We start from the raw sequence: 19915 nt of genomic DNA, 5'->3' as shown, positions 1-19915 counted from the left end.
AATCAGACCCCGTCGCGGCGGCCGAGGAGAAGTGCCCGCTGCATGATGATCACGAGTTTACAGGGGTGCGATAGACGCCTGGAAGCAGGGGAGGCGGGGGCCACATCGTCGAGTGTGTCACCGCGCGGCCGGCGCCGGGCCGGCATCGGGCGAGATGGGGGCGATATCGGGCGTGACCGGGGCGGCTTCTGGCATGTCCGGGGCGGCATCGGGCGCGACCGGGGCCACGTCGACCGAGACGGTGATGGTGGATTCGCGGGCGTCGGTGTAGATGATGCCGCGCAGCGGGGGGACGTCGGCGTAGTCGCGGCCCCAGGCCACGGTGACGTAGCGGTCGTCGGCGAACTGGTCGTTGGTGGGGTCGAAGCCGATCCAGTGCCCGGGCATCGTGGAGTCGCGGCCCGCGCCGCCGGGCAGCCAGACGTCGGCCCAGGCGTGGGTGGCGTCCGCGCCGACCATGCGTTCCTTGCCCGGGGGCGGATCGGTGGAGAGGTAGCCGGAGACGTAGCGGGCGGCCAGGCCCCGCGAGCGCAGGCAGGCGATGCCGAGGCGGGCGAAGTCCTGGCAGACGCCGTGGCGTTCGGCGAAGACGTCGGCGACGCTGGTGCTGACCGTGGTGGAACCGGATTCGTAGGCGAAGTCGGTGTGGATGCGGGTGGTCAGTTCCCGGACCGCGTCCAGCAGGGGCCGGCCGGGCGGGAAGGACTCGGCGGCGTAGGCGGCGACCTCGGGGGTGATCTCGGGCGGGGTCAGATCGAGGGTGAATTCGACTGCGAGCGGACCGTTTCCGGCGCCGGGGCGGGCTTGCTCCCAGGGTGGTTGCGCGGCGGGGACGGCGGGCGGGGCGACCTCGACCAGGGATTCCCCGGTGACCTCGAGGCGGCGGTGTCCGGCGGTGACGTGGAAATAGAGGGTGGTGTTGCCGTACACGTCCGTGCCGACCGACCGGTCCGACGGCACCGGGTCCACCCGCGTGTCATGGGCGAGCAGGCGCTGCCCGGGAAATTCGCGCGGCGTCAGATAGGCGCGGCCGTAGGAACTGCTGACCACGTCGGAGTACTCGTAGACGGTGCGGTGCAGCACCCGGTAGCGGCGCATCAGCCCACCACCCGGGTGCTGCCCCACAGCGGCTGGATGTCCAGCGGCACCGACAGCCGGGTCGCCTCGAAGGATTCGGAGAGCTTGCGCAGCCGCAGGTGGACGCCGTCGAGCAGGTCTGCCAGCTCGGCGCGGCGGCCGTCGGCGTCGACCGCCTCCAGGTCGGCCGGGTCGACGCGGCGCAGCATGCGCCGGGCGTCGGCCAGGAGTCGTTGCGGGCGCGCGGATCCGGAGACGCCGGGCAGCGCCTGGAAGTCGTCGTCCAGACGTTGCAGCTGGTAGGCCAGCGAGCGCGGATTGTGCTCGTCGAACAGCAGCAGGCCCGCCACCGCGGCGATGCGGACCGAATCCCGGTGGCGGCGGCGGTAACTCACCGCGGAGACGGTGGCCCGCAGGACGGCGTCGGTGATCACGCGCCCGGCTTCGGGCGGATGGTCGCCGGTGAGCGCGGCACTCATCAGCGCGGCCAGCGCGAGGGCGCGTTCCAGGCGGCGGCCGATGTCCATGACGTGCCAGCCGGTGTCGCGCACCGTGGACTCGGCGTCGATGCCGGTCAGCGACAGCAGCGCCGACAGGGCGCGCGAGTGCACGGCGGACAGGGCCGCGCCCCGATCACCCAGTGCGGCCCGGTATTCCGACAGGGCGCGATCCAGGGAGCCGAGCACCATCCAGGTGTCGGGCGAGAGTTGATCGCGGACGGCGCGGGCGGCCTTGGCGTAGCGCTCGACGGAGAAGGCGACCGAACCGGTGACGTCACGGTCGACGGTGAGCGAGACCAGATAGTCGTGATCCCGGCGGGAAGCGCCGGGCAGAGCGATCGGGACGGTCGGTTCGTCGGAGTACTCGCGCCGCCGGGAGATCCGCGAGGCGGTCGCGGGCTCCGGCAGCGACTGTGATGGGAACCGACCTGGGGATTCGGGCCCGGGCTGCGCCGCGGACCCCGATGGCGTTGCCGGGTGTGCGCGCGACTTCGGCCCGGCAGGACGGCGCCGCCTCCCGGACCGCCGATCGATCGAATCCTCGTGCACCGGCACCGGTTTGACCCCGGCCCGGGTCGGCGCGGGCAGCACCGTGCCGGTCATGCGGGCCAGGGCCGCCATCAGGATCGGCATGGCCTCCGCGCCCTCCAGCCACGGCCGATAGCGGTAGTCCTGATGCCGGTCGTGGATGGCGGCGAGCAGGCGCACGGTGACCTCGGCGCGTTCGCCGTAGCGGCCCAGCCAGAACAGATCGTCGAGGACGCGCGGCGAGCTGACCACGTCGACCGGGGCGACGGCCGCCACCAGGCGTTCGCGTTCCTCCGGCACCTCGACCGCGGGCACGGCCGGGACCTCCGCGGGGGTGGCCCGGACCCAGACGTCCTTGGCGGCGGCCTCCCCCACCATGCCGTCGGGTCCGCCGCGCTGGTGCAGCTGCCCCAATCCGCCTTGCATGACGCGGTATCCGACCCGTCCGGCCAGCGAGAACAGCCGGACCGCGACGGGCGCGGCGACCAGTCCGCCGGAGCCGTCCACCGCCGGCGCGACGGAGAACCGCGCGGGCTCCTGTCCCACCCATTTCCAGCCCTCGGCTTCCACCCGGGCCCGCCATTGCGCGCGCTGGGCGGCGGTGAGCACCGGCCCGAAGACGGTGGCGCCGTCGACGGTGGAGCGCAGGATCAGCCGGTGCAGGTTGGCGGCCAGGTGGGAGCGTTCGGAATCATCTCCACCCCAATAGGATTCGACACCGGGCAGGGTGAGCTCCTCGTCCAGCAGCCGTCGCGACAGGCGGGGCAGGAACGCGGCCAGTCCCGGACTCTCCAGCAGCCCGCTGCCCAGGGTGTTGACGACCGTGACCGCGCCGCGCCGCAGCGCCTCCACCAGCCCGACCACACCGAGTCGCGAATCCGGCCGCAGGTCCAGCGGATCGGAGAATTCGGCGTCCACCCGGCGCAGCACCACGTCGACCCGTTTCAGGGTGCCCAGCGATCGCATCCACAGGCGGCCGTCGCGCACCACCAGGTCGGCGCTCTCGACCAGCGGGAAACCCAGCACCGACGCCAGATACGCCTGATCGAAGGCGGTTTCGGAATGCACGCCGGGGCTCAGCACCACGACCACGGGGTCCTCGTCGGCGGCGCGGGGCGCGGCCTCGATGAGCATCAGGCGCATGGCCCGCACGAAAGGGGTGAGCGGGCGCGGGCTGGCCAGTTCGAACGCCTCGGGGATGGCGGCGGACACGACGCGGCGATCGGCCAGCGCGTAGCCCGCGCCGGACGGGGCCTGCGCCCAGTCGGCCAGCGCCCGGAAGCCGCCGTCACTCCAGCGGCTGACATCGCAGGCGTGCAGGAACAACTGGTGCCGTCCCGGCAGCGAGATGCCGTGCGCGGCCCGGACATACCCCCGATGGGCGAAGACCAGCTGCGGCGGCAGCAGGCCCTCGGTGAGGGTGCGGCGCGGGCCGTAGACATCGGCGAGCACGGCGTCCAGCAGCCGGGAGCGTTGCACCACACCGGATTCCAGGGTCGCCCATTCGGTGTCGGAGAGCAGCAGCGGGATCGGGTCCAGCCGCCACGGTGCGGGGGTGGCGGGTTCCGCGGCGGAGGTGAGTTCGGTGTAGGTGATGCCGTCGTCCTCGACCAGCCGCCGGACCCGGGTGTCGATGCGCCGCAGTCCTTCCCGGCCCTGGTCCAGGACGTCGGCGGACAGGTCGGCCCACATGCCGCGCAGGCGGCCGTCCCGGTCGGCGAGTTCGTCGTAGTAGCCGGCGGTGGCGAGCCCGCAGGCGTCGCGCGCGCCGGTGTCGGCCGCGGCGGCGCGGTAGTTCGCGAATTCCTCGAGCACCTCGCGGCGCGCCGCCAGCCCGGTCCACCGGTCTGGTTCTCCCGGCGTGGCGTCTCCGGGCGGCACCGCGTCGAGCACTGTCACCGCAACCACTTCCCCGGGTATGCCTATCGATCGCCGACGTTCGGGTGGGCCCGCGGACCGCCGGCCGCGCCCCATACTGTCCGCGCCCGGCGCAGATCGAGTATTCCGGGCGCGCCCACGTCCGTCGCCTGTATGGCCATTTTGGCACGCACATCGGCGAGATCGACCGGACCCGGAGTGTGCCCGGTGGCTTCGAAGCGCCGGTTGCGCCGCGATTGCGCCACCACCGCGTTCACCGGCGGCCCGGCGTAGAACATGCCGCCGGGATGGCTCACGTGATAGGTGCAGCCGCCGCGCGACAGCCCGGTCTCCAGATCGATCACGTCGAAGACCAGGGGCGCGTCCACGGTGATGGTGGGGTGCAGGGATTCCGGCGGCTGCCAGGCGCGATACCGGACTCCCGCGACCTGGACGTCCGCGCGTCCGGCCGGGACCAGCGGCAGCGGGAAGCCATTGCAGGTCACCACGTATCGGTCCCGATCGGCGCCGGTGACCCGCACCTGCAGCCGCTCCACCGACGAGTCCACATACCGGGCGGTCCCGGATGCGGTGGTCTGTTCACCCAGGGTGTTCCACGGTTCGATCGCCCCGCGCAGTTCCACTTCCATATCCCCGAGTACCACCGTGCCGAAGCGGGGAAAACGAAACTCCGAGAACGGATCGAGCCAACTGGTCTCGAATTCGATACCGTGCGCGCGCAGATCGGCCGCGACATCGGCGATATCGGCCTGCAGGAAGTGCGGCAGCAGATAGCGCCCGTGCAGATTCGCGCCGTGCCGGATGAGCGGGGCGGTGTACGGATGCTCCCAGAACCGCAGCACCAGCGCCCGCACCAGCAGCGACTGCACCATGGCCATCCGGAAATGCGGCGGCATCTCGAAACCCCGCAACTCCACCAGACCCAGCCGGCCGCGCGCCGAGTCCGGGCTGTAGAGCTTGTCCACACAGAACTCGGCGCGATGGGTATTGCCGGTGAGATCGGTGAGCAGATGCCGCAACGCCCGGTCCACCACCCAGGGCGGCGCGCCGGACTCCCCGGCGTCGTCGTCCGGCGCGGCGCGGCTCAACCGCGCGATCTCGGCGAACGCGATCTCCAGTTCGTAGAGCGTGTCCTCCCGGCCCTCGTCCACCCGCGGCGCCTGCGAGGTCGGCCCGATGAACCGCCCGGAGAACAGATAGGACAGCGCCGGATGCCGCTGCCAGTACGTGAGCATCGAAACCAGCAGATCCGGCCGCCGCAGCAAGGGCGACCGCGCGGGCGTCCGGCCGCCCAGCGTGATGTGATTGCCACCCCCGGTCCCCCGATCGGTGCCGTCCACGTCGAACGACTCGGTGCTCAGCCGCGCCAGCCGGGCCTGCTCGTACAGGTTCTCCAGCAACCGCGACTGCTCACCGAACCCGGTGGTGGGCTGCACATTCACCTCGAGCACGCCCGGATCCGGCGCCAGCGACAACGTTTGCAGCCTGCCGTCCACCGGTGGCGGATACCCCTCGAGCACGATCGGCACGCCCACCTCGACCACCGCCGCCTCGACCCGGCGGACGAGGTCGCAGAAGGCCCCGAATTCCGGGATCGGGGGCAGGAAGACGAACAGCTGTCCGGCGCGGATCTCGGCGACCAGCGCCGAGATGGGCGCCCGCTCCGCGGACTCGACCACGGCCGCGGGTTCGTCGGACGCGAAGGCTTTGCGGGGCGCGAACGGATCCGCCTCCGCGCTCGGCGGCGGCGCGTTCCAGGTGACCGACCCCAACGGCAGCCGCAATCCGGCCGGAGAATCGCCCTCGGTCAACATGATTCGGCCACGCCGCAGCCGCCAGTCCGCGCTCGCCCAGCCCGCCTCGTCGGCGCGGCGATAGATCGACAGCGCATAGGCGACGGGCTCGCCGACCGCGGTGTCGAGCCGCTCCAGCAGCTCGCGGCGGGCCCGCACCGAATCCCGGCCCGGCGCGAGATCCTCCTCCGAACCGACCGGATCCCCCGACGGTGCAGCGACTTTCGCCGCCATCCGACGCAGCGGATCCTCGAAGACCGGCCGAACCTGACCATCCGGCAGACCCAAACCCCGGGCGATGTGGCTGATCAGCGCACGCGCGGCCCTGGCGTCGGCGGGACCCGGGCGTTCCACGGGAGTGGCAGCTGCCCGGTTCACGGCGCCGTCCGGTGGGCCCGAAAGTCCGTCAGAGTCAGACATTTCGGACGCAATGCCACGGTCGCCACCGCGCTCCGACGCCCCTGTGATCCCCTGGCGCGGATCACCGACCCGGGCATCGCAACCGCCGCGGCCCGCGCCTTCGGCACCGCCCAGCGCGGAGGCAGTGCCTGGTACGGGCTCCACCACGGCGTCGTCAAGCCCCGGCCCGGGCGCGGGCGCCGCATCGGCCGTGGGCCACGGGTGGGTCAGCAGATCCTGGCGGCTCCAGAGGGCCTCGCCGTCGTCACACCAGGTCAGGGCAATTTCCCAGCGGGGCAAGGGTTCCCCGGGGTACCACTTGCCTTGGCGGTACTGGAGCAGGCCGGTGGGGGCGTAGAGGCGGCGGAGGCGGTCGGCGAGGTCGGTGGCGCGGTCGCGTTTGGCGGGGCCGTCGGCCTCGGTGGTCCATTCGGGGGCGGTCTGGTCGTCGAGGGCGACGAAGGTGGGTTCGCCGCCGATGGTGAGGTCGATTCCGGCGGCGGTGGTGCGGGCGTCGACCGCCGCGCCCGCGGCCCGGATGCGCCGCCACTGGGAATCGGTGTAGGGCAGGGTGACTCGCGGGTCCTCGTGGATACGGCGGACCGTATTGGAGAAGTCGAGCGTCGCGTTGACCGGGTCGGTGGCGCCGGTGATGGGGGCCGAGGACACCGGGTGCGGGGTGGCGGCCAAGGGGATGTGGCCTTCTCCGGCGAAGAGGCCGGAGGTGGGATCCAGGCCGACCCAGCCCGCGCCGGGGAGGTACACCTCGGTCCAGGCGTGCAGGTCGGTGAAGTCGGCGGGCGGGCCGGACGGACCGTCCAGCGACGGGACGTCCTGGGCCAATTGGATGAGGTAGCCGGAGACGAACCGGGCGGCCAGGCCGAATTCGCGCAGGATGGAGACCAGCAGCCAGGCCGAGTCGCGGCAGGAGCCCAGGCCCGCGCGCAGGGTGTGGCCGGGCGTCTGCACGCCCGGTTCCATCCGGACGGTGTACGCGATGTCCTGGCGCAGCGCCTGATTCACCGCGATCAGGAATTCGATGGTGCGGGGCCGGTCGCGCGGCGTGTGACGGCGCACCCAGTCGCGCACGAGACCACCTGGCCCCGCATCGTTTTCACCGTCGCCCACCGGCCGCAGGTAGGCCTCCAGGTCGGCGGCCAGTTGCGGGGTGTACTCGAACGGGAAGTGCTCGGCCCGTTCCTCGACGAAGAAGTCGAACGGGTTGATGGCGTCCATGTCGGCGATCAGCCCGACCACGATGGACAGCTCCGGTGTCGGTTCGTGGAAGATCAAGCGCGCCAGGAAGTTCCCGAACGCGTCCTGCTGCCAGTTCACCCAGTGGTTCCCCGGCGTCACCCGCATCGAGTACGCCTCGATGGCGGTGCGGGTGTGCGGGGCGGGGCGTAACCGGACCACGTGCGGATGGACGCGCACGGGGCGGTCGAAGGAATAGGTGGTGCGGTGTTCGAGGGAAACCTTGATCCCCATCCGTCCAGTTCACCACGGCGGACCCCCGGCACGCGGGAGTTTTTCCGACAGTTCGGACGACACGCGGTGTCCTCCCGGGCTTGTCGGTGGCGAGTGTTATCACCGTAGGAACGGCTGAAGGAGGTTGCGGTGCATCCTGTGGGTTGCTCACTATGCGAATCGGCCCTCGATCACTGTCACGGGACATTGATCGTGCACGCCGCGGGTCCGGTGGAATGCACCGAATCCGAATGCTTCGACACCGATCGGGCCCGGCACCTGTTCGTCGCCGACTGTGGCGACGCGGCGGGCGGCTGCGCCTGCGCGGAGACCGGGCGGCGGACCCGCGCGGGCTAGCCACTAGCCTGGCCGGGTGAGCTACGACCTCGTTCTGCTGCCCTCCGGCGTCGCGTCCTCCCCCGCCGAGGTGGACGACCACCTGACCGGGCAGGAGGGCCGCCCGGCCGGTGAGGCGATCGCCGAGATCGCGGCCGAGCTGGACAAACGCAATGCGGAGCTGCCCGAGGTCGACAGTTTCCTGGGCACGCCCGCCGCCGACGGCGTGCTCGGTGACGCGCTGTTCGTGTCCACCCAGTACGACGCCATCGGGCACACCCGCTCACTGCTGTTCGAACTGGGCACGCCGCGCGGGTACGCGGTGTGGGATCCGCAGCTGTCGTGGCTGGCGGATCCGGCCGGATCGGTGCCCGCCGCGGTCACCCACGGCGGTGCGGGCGAATTTCCTTACCTGACAAAACAACTGGTGGACCTGTGGATTCCGGAGCTGGGTCAGCCCGGCCCCTATCTGATCGCCGAAACCGCCGATCAGGTCTATATCCAGACCTATCGACACCCCGACGGGCATTACGACCTCGAATACCGGGACGGCTCACCGGACAAGCATTTCGCCGCCACCGCGAACGACCCGCGAATTGTCGCCGACCTGATCTGGGGCTGGGCCACCGGAGATCGTTCCGGTTTCGACGCTCTCGATTGGCAACGTCTCACGTTCTGACCGGAAATAACAGGAAGATTTCAATTTCGGGATCCTCCCCCCGACAATGAACGCCGGGTGCGCGCCGGAAAGCTAGCATTTCGCTGAATTCGCATTACTCACCGAGGCGAGGAGCGAAAGATGAAGCTACGCGCAACCCTGAAGACAGGGACCTTGCGTAAGGGCTTGGCCGTCGTGGCCGGCTTGGCGGCCACGTTCGCTATCGCCGTGGCATTGCACGCCAGCGGTGCGGGAGCCGATATCCCGAGGAACGTGCAGCATATTCCGTGCCCGCAGCCGGCGGCGCTGCCCGCACCGCCGACCTGGACCTGATCAACTCGCCGGGCTTGTCCCCGCGGTCCCCGGACCGTCCATAGCGAGCCCCCGGACCGTCTATAGCGCGCGACGGCCCGAAAGGGCGCGGCCCAGGGTCAATTCATCGGCGAATTCGAGATCGCCGCCCATGGGCAGTCCCGAGGCCAGACGCGTCACGCTCAGGCCCGGGAAGTCGCGCAGCATGCGGACCAGATAGGTGGCCGTCGCCTCACCCTCGGTATTCGGGTCGGTGGCGATGATGACCTCCGACACGTCCACCCCGTCATCCTGATTTCCGATGCGGGTCAGCAATTCCCGGATACGCAACTGATCGGGCCCGACGCCCGAGAGCGGATCGAGCGCGCCGCCGAGCACGTGATAGCGGCCCCGGAATTCGCGGGTGCGCTCGATGGCCTGCACATCCTTGGGCTCCTCGACCACGCAGATCATGGTGCGATCGCGGCGCGGATCCGCGCAGATACGGCACAGTTCGCCGTCGGAGACGGTGCCGCAGACGTTGCAGAACCGCACCCCGTCGCGCACCTTCTGCAGGGCGGCTTGCAGCCGGTCGATCTCCGGCGGCTCCACCGACAGCAGATGGAAGGCGATGCGCTGCGCGCTCTTCGGGCCGACGCCGGGCAGTTTGCCCAGTTCGTCGATGAGATCCTGAACCGGACCCTCGTACACCTACCCAGCCCCGCTCAGAGTCCGGGCAGCGCGCCGCCGAGACCGCCCGCGAGCGGGCCCAGCCGCTCGGCGGCCAGGTTCTGCGCGGTGTCCATGGCGTTGTTGAGCGCGCCGATGATCAGGTCCTGCAGCGTCTCCACGTCCGAGGGGTCGACCACCTTGGGGTCGATGGTCAGTGACAGCACCTCGCCGGTGGCGCGAATCTTGGCGCGCACCAGGCCGCCGCCGGCCTCGCCCTCGACCTCGGACTCCGCGATCTCCTGCTGCGCGGCCATCACCGCCTGCTGCATCTGCTGGGCCTGGGCCATCAACTGCTGGAAATCGAAACCTTCACCGGGCTGCACGGCGCGTCCTTCCTGGGGGATGGTGATCGCACCCCAGCCTAGTCGCCGACACGCGACGGTTCGCTTGACTCTCCCCTCGCTGGAGGGTGTTCGCTGAAAGCATGACGGCAACGGTTCCGATCGGTGAGTTCTCCCGGCTCACCTACCTGACCATCAAGACGCTGCGGTACTACCACGAGATCGAGCTGCTGGAGCCGGTCGCGGTGGATCCCGGCTCGGGCTACCGCTTCTACTCGACCGCCCAGGTGGATCAGGCGCACCTGATCAAGCGGCTGCGCGAGCTGAACATGCCGCTGCCGGAGATCAAGGCGGTGATGGCCGCCCCGGATCAGGCGGCGCGGGACGCGGCGATCCGCGCGCATCTGGAACGGATGGAGGCCGAGCTGGTGCGCACTCGCGACGTGGTGGCCTCGCTCAGGGCGCTGCTGCTGCCGTCGGATCGGATCAGTGTCGAATACCGTTCCATCACAAGCCATCCCGTGATCGCCATGTCCGCCGAGGTGGCGCGTGAGGACTGCGACCAGTGGTGCGACCACAGTTTCGGGTCGCTCTACGGCAGCCTGGCCGCGGCCGATCTCGCGCCCGCGGGCCCGGGCGGCGCCACCTACGCACCCGCCTTCTTCGAGCAGGACCGCGGCGAGGTGGTCACCTTCGTGCCCATCGACCCCCGGCACCGGGACCGCTTCGATCCCGGAACCGTGCTGGACCTGCCCGCCCGCCGCTTCGCCATCACGGTGCACGCGGGCCCGTTCACCGAATTCGACCGCACCTACGGCGCGCTGGGCAGCCATGTGGCCGAACACGACACCGCGCTCGCCGAACCCGTGCGCGAGCTCTACCTGGTCGGGCCCGGCGACGCCGAACCCGCCGACTACCGCACCGAAGTCTGCTGGCCGATCGGCCGGCTCTGAAAAGGAGAGAACCATGGCACTGTCCCTCGGGAACATCACCATCGACTGCGAGAACGCCGCCGAGCTGGCGGGGTTCTACGCGCAGCTGTTCGAGCGTCCCGTCGACGACGGCGCGACCGAATTCTTCGCCACCATCGACAACGCGGCCGCCACACCGACGCTCATGTTCACCAAGGTGCCCGACAAGAACCCGGGCAAGAACGTGATCCACCTGGACCTGCACTCACCCGACCAGCAGGCCGAGATCGCGAAGGCGGTCGCCCTCGGCGCCAAGCACCTCGCCGACTTCGACGAGTACGGCGTGAAGTGGGCGACGCTGTCCGACCCCGAGGGCAACCTGTTCGATATCGCGCAGGATTAGCGGAACCAGGCCATGCCGAGGTGTTCCCCTGGTAGTGGATGACCTCGGGCTTACCGAAGTTCCCGCTCGAGGTTCTGGAGCACCTCGGCCTGGATCTTCTTCAGGCCGAGGGGCGCGAAGATGCCCTCGAAGATGCCGCCGATGCCGCCCGCGCCCTTCCAGGTGGTGCGCACGGTGACCAGCGAGCCGGAGCCCGAGGGGGTGACGGTCCAGGCGGTGACCATGGAGGAGTTCGAATCCCGTTCGGTCACCATGGAATCGGAGACCGAGATGGCGGCGCGCACATTGCGGGACCGCTTCTCGGTGGCCTGCAGGGTCCACTCGGCGACCGTGCCCGCGCCCTGACCGCCCTCGACCACCTTGTAGTCACGGTAGTGCGAGGAGAGGATCTTCGGGCGGACCGTTTCGTAGTCGGCGATCGCGTCGAGGGTGCGCTTCGGATCCGCCGCGACGACGATCGAACTGGAGGCGCTGACCTGTCCCACCATGTGCTCCTTAGTGATTGCGGGCTGACCGGCACTCTGCCCTGTTACCGCTCGGTCATGCTACGCGGCACCTATCCTGGGTGACATCTCTCGGGGGAGGACGCCGCCCATGATTCGCTTCGCTGCCTGGCTCCGGCTCAATATCGACGCGGTGGTCGCCATCGTGATCGCGATCACCGCGGTGGTCGTCGAATTCATCGACAAGAACACCAAGCTCGATCCGGTGAGCAATGCCATTCTGCTGGTGCTGAGCCTGCTCGCGGTGACGCTGCTGCGCGACCGCAACCGGATCGCCCGGCTGGTCGGCGAGACCGCCGCGGTGCGCCTGCTCTATGGCGCGGAGGTCGACCAGGCGCACGCGCTGGCCCGCCGCGACACCGACAACTGGATCTACAAGGGCGGCACCGGAACCTATCTGCGCGCCACCACGCTGCCGTTCTTCCTGGGCCGGGTGCGCGCCGAACAGCATCTACTGAATCTGCGGGTCGAGATCCTGGACCCCAGCGACGAGCGGCTGTGCGAGGCCGAGGCGCAGCATCGCAATTCGCTGCAGCCGGGCGGCGACGCGGCCGGGCGGCCGTGGACCACCGACCGGATTCGCAAGCAGTCCTTCGCCACCGTGGTGGCCTGTTCCTGGTACCGGGCCCAATCCGAGCTGCTGACCATCGAGCTGGCGCTGTCCGCGGTGGTGTCGACCTATCGCTGGGACATGTCCGACAGTGTGGTGATCACCAATCAGCGCGGCTCGAACACCCCGGCGCTGCTCTTCGAACGCGGCAAGACCCAATACTCCGATCTCACCCGCGAATTGGCGTTGAGTTTCAAGCAGGCCCGCCATATTCCGCTGGGCCGCGACAGCGAGCTGCGGCCGCCCGCCGAACCGAGTATCGCGCAGGTACGGCGGCTGCTGGAGCGGCTGGCGCTGCCGCTGCCCGCCGTCTACACCGACGACGATGTCACCGAGATCGTGGAATACGCACTGCGACCGGCCAATACGTTCTAGCCGGTGAGCAGCAGCCCCGCGGTCGCGGCGGTGGTCGCGGCCACGGCCAGCACCAGGCCGGTCAGCACGAAGCGGCGCATGGGGACCCGCACCGCGTGGGTGCGGCAGAACTCCAGGCAGAGCAGGGTGGCCAGGGAGGCCCACGGCGTCACCACCGGACCCACATTGGTGCCGATCAGCAAGGCCAGCAACTGATCCCGGCCGCCGGGCACGACGGCCTCGCCCGCGGTGTAGGCGGGCAGATTGTTCACGATATTGGACAACGCGGCCCCCGCCCCGGCGGCCCGGAACAGGCCCGGCCCGCTGGTGTCCTGCCCGATCAGGTGTTCCATCAGCGTGGAGAGCCCGTACCGCGACAGCGTCGGCACCACCAGGAACAGGCCCGCCACGAACACCAGCAGCTGCCACGGCAGCAGGGACGGCCGCAGCGCCGATCGGTCGCAGATCGCGAAGGCCAGCACGGCGGTGGCCGCGGCCACCGTGGCCGCGATCCCGATCCGGTCCCCCACGAACGGAATCGCCAGCACGAACAGCACGCACGCGCCCCCGGACGCGTACAGCAGCACCCGCTCCCGCAGGTCCGCGGGCCGGATCGGCTCCGGCACCACATACCGTTCGGCCCCACGCTGCGACCGCCGCCAGTACCACCACCACAGGCACACCATGGTCACCGCGATCGACAACAGCTGCGGCAGCCACATGCGGGCCGCGAACCCGGTGGCGTCCAAGGCGACCCGATCCGCGGCCAGCAGATTGGTCAGATTCGACACCGGCAGCAGCAGGCTCGCCGTATTCGCCAGCCACAGGGTGGTCATGGCCAGCGGCAGCGGCGGAATCCGCGCGGGCACCGCGAGCGCGATCATCACCGGCGTCAGCAGCACCGCGGTGGTGTCCAGGTTCAGCACCGTCGTCGTCACCGACGCGAACAGCACGCACAACAGGAACAACCCGGCATAGTTCCCGCCCGCGATGATCGCCAGCCGATGCGCGATCACATCGAACACCTTGGCCCGCCGCGCCAGATTCGCCAGCACGATCACGCTGCCCAGGAACAACAACAGCGGCGCGATCCGCCGCATATTGTCCGCCGCCTCCGCCCGCGGCAACAGCCCGGTCGCGACGCACAGCAGCCCGACCAGCAGCAAGCCGATCCGGACGGAGTCCAGGACGCCGGGCCGCCACCGCACGACCGAGTCGGCCGGGGCGGGAGGTGCACCGGAGTCCTCTTCGCGCATCGGTCGATTCTCGCAGGGCGGGGCGGGTCGCATGATCTGAGAATTGGGAAAGAGGTCAATTCGATTGGCAGCGCTGTGGTTTGGCGGGCGGGATACTGGGCGGTGTGACGGCGTGGGGCGGGCGGTTACTGTTCACGAGCTATTCGGCGGCCGACGAGCGATGGGCCATCTGGCTGGGATGGCTGCTCGAACACGCCGAGGGGCGGTATCGGACGCTGGTGTCGTCCTGGGACTTCGATCCGGCGGCGAACTACGGGGAGTTCGTGCAGCGGGGGGTGCGCGAGGCGGATCTGGTGATCGCGGTGCTGACCCGCGACTATGTGTCGTCGCGGCACGCGAACCGGGAGTGGCAGGCCGCGCTGGACGTGGATCCGGGGAAGCTGCTGGCCATCCGGGTCAGCGACTGCTCGCTGGAATGGCTGCCGGCCGGGGTCGCCTGCCTGGACCTGTTCGGGGTGACCGATGAGGCCGAGATGCGGCGGGAGGTGCTGGACCGGGTCGAGCGGATGCTGTCGGAGCGGTGGATGCCGCGGCGGCAGCCGGCCCTGCGCTCGGACGATTTATGGTCTCCGCCAGCCGAACCCGGGCCGCCCGGCCGCCGGCCGCTCTCACCACCGGCGTTTCCCGGGGACATGGCCGCGGCCCGCACCCACGCGGGGCTGTCGATCCTGCATATCGGCGGTCCGCGGTTCGGGCGGGCGTCGGCCGATATCCCCACCGACCCCGAGGGTCTGCAGTCGCACATCTGGGGCGCGGTCACCGAACTGGTCGACCGGCAGGCCCCGCCGCCGGACCTCATCGTGGTCAGCGGCGATCTCACCGAGTCGGCGCACCCGACCGAATTCCGCAAGGCCACCGCGTTTCTCACAGGCCTGCGCGTGCTGCTCAAACTCGAACCCGATCGGCTGATCGTCGTCCCCGGCAACCACGACATCTCGAAACTGGCCTGCCGCGCCCATTTCCTGGACTGCGAGGCCAACGACCGCCTGCCCCGCGCACCCTATTTCGCGAAGCTGCGCCTGTTCGAGCAGATGTTCAACACCCTCTATCGCGGCCTCGACCATCTGGTCTTCGATGTCGGCCAGCCCTGGACGCTGTTCCCGATCCCCGGATTACGGCTGGTCGTGGCCGGTTTGAACTCCACCATGGCGGCCACCCACCGCCCCGAGGACGACTACGGTTCGATCGGCGACGAGCAGAAGGACTGGTTCGCCGAGCAACTGCGCGCCCAGGAGGCGCAGGGCTGGTTCCGGCTGGGCGTGCTGCGCCATGATCCGGCCCCCGGCCCGAACACCTCGCCCTACGACGCGGGCGTGCTGCGCGACGCCGAACGCGCCTTCCGCCGCCTGGGCCCGCGCCTGAACCTGCTGCTGCGCGGCCCCGGCCGGGCGGGACGCGCGCTCGCGCACCCCGGCGGCACACTGCCCGTCCTGTCCGCGCCCGCGCCGGGTCAGGCCGAACTGGTCCACATCACCGACGCCGGACTGACCCGCTATCGCTACGACGAACCGCTCGAGACCCCCGTCCCGCAGGCCCTCACCTGGACGAATGCCGTTGTGGCGGCGCAGAGCCGGGCCGCCCGGGAACTGCCCGCCGCCCCGCCCGCGCCCCGTCGCCCGGAACTGCCGGCGAGCGAGACCGCCCGGCCGCACGACATGCTGCTGGAGCAGGTCGCCGAGGTATGTGAGGTCCGCTATCCGGGCGCACGCATCCGGCGGATCACCGCGGACCCGCACTACCTGCTGGTCACCGTGAATTCCGAGCCGGTCATCGAACAGCTCATCATCGGCGCGCACGTGGGCGAGGTGACCGGCCAAGTCCTCGACGCCTTCCTCGGGCCCGAACCGAGACCCGGCTCCCAGCTCATCTACCTGGGCCCCGCCCCGAGCCGGGAACTGGCCGACCGGGCGGCCGCCGAAGGCGTGCGGATCCGCAGCTTCACCGACTTCCAGGGGATGGTCGAATTAGGCGACTACCTGCGCAAACAGTCGGCCCGGCTGCGCGAGGACCCGGCCTATCCGCCGGAACTGTATGTGCCGCAACGCTTCCGCATGCTGGCTCCGCGCGGCCGCGAGGTGCAGCACGATCTGGTCGCGGAACTGATGAACCTGGTGACCGCCGCGGACGGCCGATTCGTGTTGCTGCTCGGCGATTTCGGGCTCGGCAAGACCTTCGCGCTGCGCGAGCTGACCCGCCGGATCGCCGAGACCACCACCGGCCTGGTGCCGATTCACATCGAACTGCGCGAACTGGATCGCACCAGTTCCCTGGACACGCTGCTGGCCGCGCACCTGGCCAACAATGGCGAATCCCGCATCGACCTGCGCGCCCTGCGATACATGCTGGAGCAGGGCCGGGTGGTGCTGTTGTTCGACGGCTTCGACGAACTGCTCACCCGCCTCAACTACGACAGCGCCGCCGAGCACATGGCCACCCTGCTGCAGGCCGCGGTCGGGCGGGCCAAGGTCGTGGTAGCCGGGCGCACACAGCATTTCAAGTCCTACGACCAGATCGCGGCGGCCCTCGACACCCGCGAGGACCCGCACCCGGACCGCTACATCCTGAGCGTGGAGAACTTCACCGACGAGCAGGTGCACGCCTTCCTGGTGAACCGCTACGGCCCCACCGGGCCCTCGGCCGACGCCCGCATGCGGCTGCTGCGCGGCATACCCGGCCTGCTGAAACTGGCCTGCAATCCGCGCATGCTGAGCTTCATCGCCGACCTGGACGAACAACGGTTGCGCACCGCGGCCGGGGCCCGCCGCATCATCGGCCCCACCCGGCTCTACGAGGAGATCCTGACCAGCTGGCTCACCTACGAGATCGAGCGTTCCCCCGAACGCGCCAGTTCTCAGCCCACCCTGGGCCTGGCCGAACTGTGGCTCGCCGTCACGTATTTCGCGCTGCGGGTGTGGGAGAACGGGCGACCCTACCTGAATCTCACCGAGCTGACCGAGGTCGCGCAGGCCGCCGTACAGGAGATCGACGCGAGCCGGCTCAATGTGGCGCAGTTCGTGCACGCCCTCGGCTCCCGCAGCCTGATCGTGCGCACCGACGACAACCGGTTCGGCTTCATCCACTCCTCGGTGCGGGACTGGCTGGTGGCCAAGGCCGTCGCCACCCAGCTGGGCGAGCGGGTCGCCGAACCCGCGCCGCTGGCGCAGGCGCAGTTGGAACCGCTCGCCGTCGAATTCCTCTGCGATCTGGCCGAAGTCGAACCGCTGCAGGCCTGGGTCGAACGCGTCCAGGACGATCCGGGCGAACACGAGATCACCCGCACCAATGCCGCCCGCGTCGCGGCCCGGCTGCGCATCGCCCCCGACAAGGACCTGCGCGGCCTCGACCTGTCGCGGGAGGACCTGTCCTTCCGCAATCTGCGGCAACTCGATTTCACCGGCGCGAACATGACCGCCACCCGGCTCACCGGCGCGGTGCTGGACCAGGCGGTCCTGCGCGGCGTCCGCCTGGTGGGCGCGCAACTCGACCAGGCCTCCCTGGTCGGCACCGACCTCCGCGGAGCGGATATGACCGAAGTCCAGCTGACCAGCGCCAATCTCCAGAACGCCGACCTGCGCGGAGCCCGCCTGCACCGGGCGCACCTGGATCAGGCCTCCCTGGTGCGCGCCGATCTGGGCCGCGCCGACCTGACCGGGGCCCGCCTGGCCCGCACCGACCTCACCGGCGTGCGCGGCGAGGGCAGCCGCTGGACCCGGGCCGCGCTGCTCGACGTCATCGGCCGGCCCGCCGGGACCGACCTGGCCGGGTCCGGCCGGGTGCCCGGCACCCCGCCGCTGACCGAATTCGCTCCCGCCGCCATCGGGGTCAAACACGGCGTGGACACGCAGAGCGGACGACTGCCGCGGCCGCTGGCCTACAGCCCCGACGGCGGCACCATCGCCGTGGGCTGCGACTCCGGCAGCGTGGTCGTCTACGGCGCCGACACCGGGCGCACGCTGCGCACCCTGCACGGGCATCGCGACCGCACCTTCGCCCTCGCCTACACCGAGCAGGTGCTGGTCACCGGCTCGGCCGACGGAACGGTGCGGATCTGGGACGCCGCCAGCGGCGCGGTCAAGGCGGTGCTGACCGGACACGAGAACTGGCCCTGGCCACTGGAAACCGATACCGCCGGAACCCTGCTCGCCACCGGCGACGCGGCCGGGACGCTGCGCGTGCGCCGACTCCCCGACGGGGAACTGCTGCACGAATTCCCACCGCCGGACGGCCATCCGCAACGCATCTACAGCCTCGCCTTCCATCGCGACCGGATCGCTGCCGCGTATCACGATGGGGCCGTGCGGATCTGGCACCTGGGCACCGGGTCCGAAGTCGGCGGCTTCCGGGCCGCACCGGGACCGGTCCGCCGGGTCTGCTGGGATCCGATGGGCACGCTGCTGGCCGCCGGGGGCGCGGACGGCGCACTCGGACTGTGGGATCCGGCCACCGGGACCCTGGTCCACGACCTGTCCGGACACCAGCACATCGTGTACACGGTCGCCTTCCATCCGACCGAACCCATCCTGGCCAGCGGCGATCTCGCGGGCGGAATCCGGCTGTGGGACACCGGCACCGGCGCGCAGCGGCACGCGCGCACCGAGCACGGGAGTGCCCGCATCCACTGGCTCGGCTTCGATCCCGGCGGTGACATGCTCGCCTCCGGCGACACCGCGGGCGCGGTCTACGTGCGCGACGGCCGCACCGGCGCGCCGCTGCACAAGCTGACCGGGCACACCGGATCCATCTGGCCGTTCGCGTTCCGGCCCGACGGCACCCAGCTCGCCATCGCCGACGACCAGTTCGCGCTGCGCGTCTGGGATCCGGCCACCGGCGAACGCCTGCACACCCTCACCGGGCACGGGCGGCACGTGCGCGCGGTGTCCTTCAACGCGGACGGCACCCTGCTCGCGGGCATCGGCAACGACAGCAGCGTCCGGCTCTGGGACGCCGCCACCGGGCGGCTCACCCGCCGCCTGCAGGGCAGCGCGGACGGGCTGATCACGGTGGAATCGGGCGTGTTCAGCCCGGCCCGGGCCACCCAGCTGGTGACGGTCGGAAACGCCGGGCGGCTACGGGTTTTCGATATCGGCACCGGCGAGGCCGAACGCGAGATCACCGTCGACTCCGCGCCGGTGTGGGCCATCGCCTACGACCCGACCGCCCGCTTCATCGCCACCGCCAACGACGACGACACCGTCACCGTGTGGACCCGCGAGACCGGTGGCGAGCACGCGGTCTGTGCCGAGCATCGCGGCCGGGTGCGCTCGATCGCCTTCGACGCCACCGGCGCGACCATGGCCACCGGCTGCGACGACGGACAGATCCGGCTCTGGGCGGTGGAGTCGGGGGAACTGCTGGGCACCCTGTCGGATCCGAGGCCGAGCGGCACCGGCGGGCATCGCGTCTACGGGGTGGTCCTGCACGGCGACCTGGTCGCGGGCATCTCCTGGGATGGCACGGTCCGGATCTGGAACCGGGCCGGAGGCCCCCCGCTGCATCGCCTGGACCTGCACCGCGGGCGATTGTGGTGCGTCGCGGTGGATTCCCGGTCGGGTCTGCTCGCCACGGCGGGCGACGACCTGGTGATCCACCTGTGGGACATCGGCACCGGCGAGCACCGCCACACCCTGCACGGCCATCGGAACCGGGTGCGGTCCTTGGCCTTCGATCCGTCCGGGCGGCTGCTGGCCAGCGGCGGCAATGACGGCTCGATCATGGTGTGGGCCCTGGACGAGTCCGGCGCCGCACCGGAGCCGCGGGCCACCCTGCTGGGCCTGCCGGAGGGCTGGGCGGCGTTCACCCCGGACGGCCGCTACAAGACCGAAGGGCTGACCGCCGGCCAGTTCTGGCACGTGATCGGCATGTGCCGTTTCGAGGCCGGCGAATTGGACCCCTACCTGCCGCAGATCCGGCAGCTGGAGCTCGACGACCCGCTGTGACG

Annotated in this window: 14 protein-coding genes; 7 read left to right on the top strand and 7 right to left on the bottom strand. The window is 70.6% G+C overall.

The window, feature by feature from the left end:
* Nucleotides 1–117: 117 nt before the first annotated feature.
* Genes ACWELJ_RS16785 through ACWELJ_RS16775 form a run of 3 tightly spaced genes read right to left on the bottom strand, consistent with a single transcriptional unit; the run spans nucleotide 118 to nucleotide 7663 of the window.
* Nucleotides 118–1098: a transglutaminase family protein gene (locus tag ACWELJ_RS16785; RefSeq protein ID WP_452367032.1), complete on the bottom strand. Its 981-nt coding sequence runs from the start codon at nucleotides 1096–1098 to the stop codon at nucleotides 118–120.
* Entirely contained in the window at nucleotides 1098–4004 is a 2907-nt protein-coding gene (locus ACWELJ_RS16780) for a circularly permuted type 2 ATP-grasp protein (RefSeq protein WP_452367031.1), read from the bottom strand. The genes ACWELJ_RS16785 and ACWELJ_RS16780 overlap by 1 nt, the downstream gene beginning before the upstream one ends.
* 23 nt (nucleotides 4005–4027) lie before the next feature.
* Complete coding sequence (locus ACWELJ_RS16775) at nucleotides 4028–7663, bottom strand: transglutaminase family protein (RefSeq protein ID WP_452367030.1); 3636 nt, start codon at nucleotides 7661–7663, stop codon at nucleotides 4028–4030.
* 192 nt (nucleotides 7664–7855) lie between these two features.
* Here ACWELJ_RS16775 and ACWELJ_RS16770 point away from each other — a divergent pair, with 192 nt between their 5' ends.
* From ACWELJ_RS16770 to ACWELJ_RS16760, 3 genes are all read left to right on the top strand, one after another.
* The gene (locus ACWELJ_RS16770) at nucleotides 7856–7999 is read left to right on the top strand and encodes a hypothetical protein (protein ID WP_379103500.1); all 144 of its coding nucleotides are present in this window, start codon (nucleotides 7856–7858) and stop codon (nucleotides 7997–7999) included.
* A 16-nt stretch (nucleotides 8000–8015) separates the two neighbouring features.
* Nucleotides 8016–8657: a hypothetical protein gene (locus tag ACWELJ_RS16765; protein ID WP_452367029.1), complete on the top strand. Its 642-nt coding sequence runs from the start codon at nucleotides 8016–8018 to the stop codon at nucleotides 8655–8657.
* A gap of 120 nt (nucleotides 8658–8777) precedes the next feature.
* Nucleotides 8778–8969, top strand: coding sequence for a hypothetical protein (locus ACWELJ_RS16760; protein ID WP_452367028.1), 192 nt, complete (start codon nucleotides 8778–8780; stop codon nucleotides 8967–8969).
* A 60-nt stretch (nucleotides 8970–9029) separates the two neighbouring features.
* Here ACWELJ_RS16760 and recR read toward each other — a convergent pair whose 3' ends face one another.
* Nucleotides 9030–9638: a recombination mediator RecR gene (recR, locus tag ACWELJ_RS16755; protein ID WP_357275406.1), complete on the bottom strand. Its 609-nt coding sequence runs from the start codon at nucleotides 9636–9638 to the stop codon at nucleotides 9030–9032.
* Between the two features lie 14 nt (nucleotides 9639–9652).
* On the bottom strand, nucleotides 9653–9982 hold the full coding sequence (locus tag ACWELJ_RS16750; protein WP_357275404.1) for a YbaB/EbfC family nucleoid-associated protein: 330 nt from the start codon (nucleotides 9980–9982) through the stop codon (nucleotides 9653–9655).
* Nucleotides 9983–10083: 101 nt separating this feature from the next.
* Here ACWELJ_RS16750 and ACWELJ_RS16745 point away from each other — a divergent pair, with 101 nt between their 5' ends.
* Nucleotides 10084–10893 carry a MerR family transcriptional regulator gene (locus ACWELJ_RS16745; RefSeq protein ID WP_452367027.1) on the top strand — a complete coding sequence of 270 codons (810 nt, stop codon included), beginning with the start codon at nucleotides 10084–10086 and terminating at the stop codon, nucleotides 10891–10893.
* A 13-nt stretch (nucleotides 10894–10906) separates the two neighbouring features.
* A complete protein-coding gene (locus ACWELJ_RS16740) occupies nucleotides 10907–11254 on the top strand; it encodes a VOC family protein (RefSeq protein WP_452367026.1) in 348 nt (115 codons plus the stop codon).
* Nucleotides 11255–11304: 50 nt separating this feature from the next.
* Here ACWELJ_RS16740 and ACWELJ_RS16735 read toward each other — a convergent pair whose 3' ends face one another.
* Nucleotides 11305–11739 carry an SRPBCC family protein gene (locus ACWELJ_RS16735; protein ID WP_452367039.1) on the bottom strand — a complete coding sequence of 145 codons (435 nt, stop codon included), beginning with the start codon at nucleotides 11737–11739 and terminating at the stop codon, nucleotides 11305–11307.
* 109 nt (nucleotides 11740–11848) lie between these two features.
* Between ACWELJ_RS16735 and ACWELJ_RS16730 the strand changes: the two genes are divergently transcribed.
* Nucleotides 11849–12742, top strand: a complete 894-nt coding sequence (locus ACWELJ_RS16730; protein ID WP_452367025.1) for a hypothetical protein — start codon at nucleotides 11849–11851, stop codon at nucleotides 12740–12742.
* On the opposite strand, the gene ACWELJ_RS16725 is transcribed toward ACWELJ_RS16730, so the two are convergent.
* Complete coding sequence (locus ACWELJ_RS16725; protein WP_452367024.1) at nucleotides 12739–13977, bottom strand: SLC13 family permease; 1239 nt, start codon at nucleotides 13975–13977, stop codon at nucleotides 12739–12741. The two genes, ACWELJ_RS16730 and ACWELJ_RS16725, sit on opposite strands and share 4 nt — an antisense overlap.
* A gap of 104 nt (nucleotides 13978–14081) precedes the next feature.
* Between ACWELJ_RS16725 and ACWELJ_RS16720 the strand changes: the two genes are divergently transcribed.
* Nucleotides 14082–19913 carry a WD40 domain-containing protein gene (locus ACWELJ_RS16720; protein ID WP_452367023.1) on the top strand — a complete coding sequence of 1944 codons (5832 nt, stop codon included), beginning with the start codon at nucleotides 14082–14084 and terminating at the stop codon, nucleotides 19911–19913.
* Nucleotides 19914–19915 lie beyond the last annotated feature (2 nt).

Source organism: Nocardia sp. NPDC004582 (assembly GCF_053602115.1).
Note: the sequence above shows the minus strand (reverse complement) of the source record. Positions and strands in the feature narration are given on the sequence as shown.

Bases quoted from the DNA above. Each gene is read 5' to 3' on its own strand.
- ACWELJ_RS16785 (WP_452367032.1), bottom strand. From the start codon at position 1,098: ATGCGCCGCTACCGGGTGCTGCACCGCACCGTCTACGAGTACTCCGAC.
- ACWELJ_RS16775 (WP_452367030.1), bottom strand. From the start codon at position 7,663: ATGGGGATCAAGGTTTCCCTCGAACACCGCACCACCTATTCCTTCGAC.
- ACWELJ_RS16760 (WP_452367028.1), top strand. From the start codon at position 8,778: ATGAAGCTACGCGCAACCCTGAAGACAGGGACCTTGCGTAAGGGCTTG.
- ACWELJ_RS16745 (WP_452367027.1), top strand. From the start codon at position 10,084: ATGACGGCAACGGTTCCGATCGGTGAGTTCTCCCGGCTCACCTACCTG.
- ACWELJ_RS16740 (WP_452367026.1), top strand. From the start codon at position 10,907: ATGGCACTGTCCCTCGGGAACATCACCATCGACTGCGAGAACGCCGCC.
- ACWELJ_RS16730 (WP_452367025.1), top strand. From the start codon at position 11,849: ATGATTCGCTTCGCTGCCTGGCTCCGGCTCAATATCGACGCGGTGGTC.
- ACWELJ_RS16725 (WP_452367024.1), bottom strand. From the start codon at position 13,977: ATGCGCGAAGAGGACTCCGGTGCACCTCCCGCCCCGGCCGACTCGGTC.